The organism is Actinoalloteichus spitiensis RMV-1378 (assembly GCF_000239155.1).
GTDB lineage: Bacteria > Actinomycetota > Actinomycetes > Mycobacteriales > Pseudonocardiaceae > Actinoalloteichus_B > Actinoalloteichus_B spitiensis.
Genome location: NZ_AGVX02000245.1, coordinates 1 through 2,995 on the forward strand (window position 1 = coordinate 1; position 2,995 = coordinate 2,995).

A 2,995-nucleotide genomic window follows, 5' to 3' on the forward strand; every position below is an offset into this window, starting at 1 on the left:
AGGCCCACGGCGGCCCCGCACCCGCCGGTCGACCCGCGCTGGCCGCTGCCCGTCCCCGACGGCGCCCGGCCCCCTCCGCCTGACGCCCCGGCCACCAGCCCGCCCAGGGGCCGGTGGCGGCCGGTCCGCCGTGGCGACCGTCGACGCCGACGACCCGCTGGTGAGCTCCGACCGCCTTCCGACCGCCCTCCGGGCGCTCGCCGCCGGCGGCTCCCTCGTCGAGGGGGGAACCCGCTGGCCAGCGCCCCTGAACCAGCCACGGCGGCGGGCACGCGGGGTACCCGGTTCCACACGGCGAGCTGTCGCCTGCCGCTGCCGCCCGGCCCGGGGGTGAGGCGGTAGCGTCATGGGCATGACCGGATGTCCCACCGCCTCGCCCGGCAGGCCCTTCGGCCGGGTGCTCACCGCCATGGTGACGCCGTTCGACGCGGACGGCGCCCTCGACCTCGACCTGGCTCAGGAACTGGCCGTACACCTGATCGACAACCAGGGCAACGACGGTCTCGTCGTCAACGGCACCACGGGGGAGAGCCCCACCACCACCGACAAGGAGAAGGCCGAACTGATCCGCGCCGTCGTCGCCGCCGTCGGCGACCGCGCCACCATCGTGGCCGGCGCCGGCACTAACGACACCGCGCACTCGACGCAGCTCGCCCGGGACGCCGAGAAGTCCGGTGCGCACGGCCTGCTGGTGGTCACCCCCTACTACTCCCGGCCTCCCCAGGAGGGGCTGATCAGCCACTTCACCGCCGTCGCCGACGCGACCGAGTTGCCGGTGATGCTCTACGACATCCCGCCCCGCTCCGTCGTGCCCATCGAGGTCGACACGCTGCGCACCCTCGCCGAACACCCGAGGATCCTCGCTGTCAAGGACTCCAAGCACAACATGTGGGCCGGCAGCGAGGTGATGGCGACCACCGACCTCGCCTACTACTCCGGCGAGGACCCCCTCAACCTGCCGTGGCTGGCCGTGGGCGCCGTCGGCTACGTCAGCGTGATCGGCCACGTCGTCGCCGACCGGCTCCGCGTCATGCTCGACGCCTTCGAGGGCGGCGACCTCACCAAGGCACGCGAGGTCCACCACGGCCTCCTCCCCGTGTACCGGTCGATGAACCAGCTGGGCGGCGTCATCTTCAGCAAGACGGCGCTGCGGCTCTGCGGTTACGAGACGGGCCAACCCCGGCTGCCGCTGCCACCCGCCTCCGAGGAGGACGTGCGGCTCATCACCGCCGACCTGTGGGAGGCCGGCCTCGTCCTGGTCAACCCCGACACCGTCGCGGGGGTGGCAAGCCAGTGACGGAAACCTCGCTGCCACCGCTGACCGCACCCGACCAGGCGCTGCCACCGCACCGGGGACCCGGCCCCACCAGCCCACCACCACCGCTCGCCGAAGGCGGGATGCGGGTGGTCGCGCTGGGCGGCATCGGCGAGGTCGGACGGAACATGACCGTCTTCGAGTACGACGGCCGGTTGCTGGTGGTGGACTGCGGTGTCCTCTTCCCCGAGGACGACGCTCCCGGCGTGGACCTGATCCTCCCGGACTTCCGCGCCATCGAGGACCGCATCGACGACATCGAGGCGCTGATCCTCACCCACGGCCACGAGGACCACATCGGCGCGGTCCCCTTCCTGCTGCGACTGCGTCCGGACCTGCCCGTCGTCGGTTCCCGGTTCACGCTGGCCCTGCTCGCCGCCAAGTGCAAGGAACACCGGCAGACCCCCCACATGCGGGAGGTGCGGGAGGGGGAACGCACCCGGCACGGGTCCTTCGACTGCGAGTTCTTCGCCGTCAACCACTCCATCCCGGACGCGCTGGCCGTCGCGCTGCGCACACCCGCCGGGACCGTGCTGCACACCGGGGACATCAAACTCGACCAGGTCCCGCTGGACGGGCGGCTCACCGACCTCGGAGGCTTCTCCCGGCTCGGCGACGAAGGCGTAGACCTGTTCCTCGTCGACTCCACCAACGCCGAGGTACCCGGCTTCGTCCCCCTGGAACGGGACATCGGCCCGGTGCTGGACGGCGTCATCGGCAAGGCCACCCAGCGGGTCATCGTCGCCTGCTTCGCCAGCCACGTGCACCGCGTCCAACAGGTGCTGGACGTCGCCGTCGCGCACGGCCGGCGCGTCGCCCTCGTCGGCCGCTCGATGGTCCGCAACATGGGCGTCGCCGCCGACCTCGGTCTGCTCCAGGTACCGGAGGACCTCCTCGTCGACCTCGACGCCGCCATGCGGCTCCCCGAGGACCAGGTGCTCTTCGTCTCCACCGGTTCCCAGGGTGAACCGCTCTCGGCGCTCTCCAGGATGGCCAGGGGCGAGCACCGCCAGATCAGCATCAAGCCGGGGGACACCGTCGTCCTGGCCAGCTCGCTGATCCCCGGCAACGAGACCGCCGTGTTCGGCGTCGTCAACGGCCTCACCCGCCTCGGCGCCAACGTCGTCCACCAGGCCAACGCGAAGGTCCACGTCTCCGGGCACGCCTCGGCCGGTGAACTGCTCTACCTCTACAACGCGGTGCGCCCCACCAACGTCATGCCCGTACACGGCGAGTGGCGGCACCTGCGGGCCAACGCCGAACTCGCCGAACTCACCGGAGTACCCGCCGACCGGGTCGTCCTCGCCGAGAACGGCGTGGTCGTCGACCTCGTGGACGGCCTGGCGGGCCGCACCGGACGCGTCGAGGTCGGCCAGGTGTACGTCGACGGGCTCTCGGTCGGCGACGTCGGCGAGTCCACCCTCTCCGACCGGCTCATCCTCGGCGAGGGCGGCTTCATCGCCATCACCGTCGCCGTGGAGGCCGCCACCGGGCGCGCCGTCGCCCCGCCCACCGTCTCCGGGCGGGGGTTCTCCGACGACCCCAAGGCGCTGGACGAGGTCGTCTCCCTCGTGGAGAACGAGCTCTCCCGCACCGAGGCGGAGGGCATCAACGACACCCACCGCATCGCCCAGGCGGTCCGCCGCGTGGTGGGGCGCTGGGTCGCCGCCACCTACCGGC

At 72.4% G+C, this 2,995-nt stretch carries 2 protein-coding genes; both read left to right on the forward strand.

What is annotated here, in order from left to right:
- Positions 1–352 precede the first annotated feature (352 nt).
- Positions 353–1,297, forward strand: a complete 945-nt coding sequence (gene dapA / locus ACTIDRAF_RS0212185) for a 4-hydroxy-tetrahydrodipicolinate synthase (RefSeq protein WP_083886256.1) — start codon at positions 353–355, stop codon at positions 1,295–1,297.
- A 101-nt stretch (positions 1,298–1,398) separates the two neighbouring features.
- A partial coding sequence (locus ACTIDRAF_RS0212190) for a ribonuclease J (protein ID WP_085944845.1) occupies positions 1,399–2,995 on the forward strand: 1,597 nt, incomplete at its 3' end.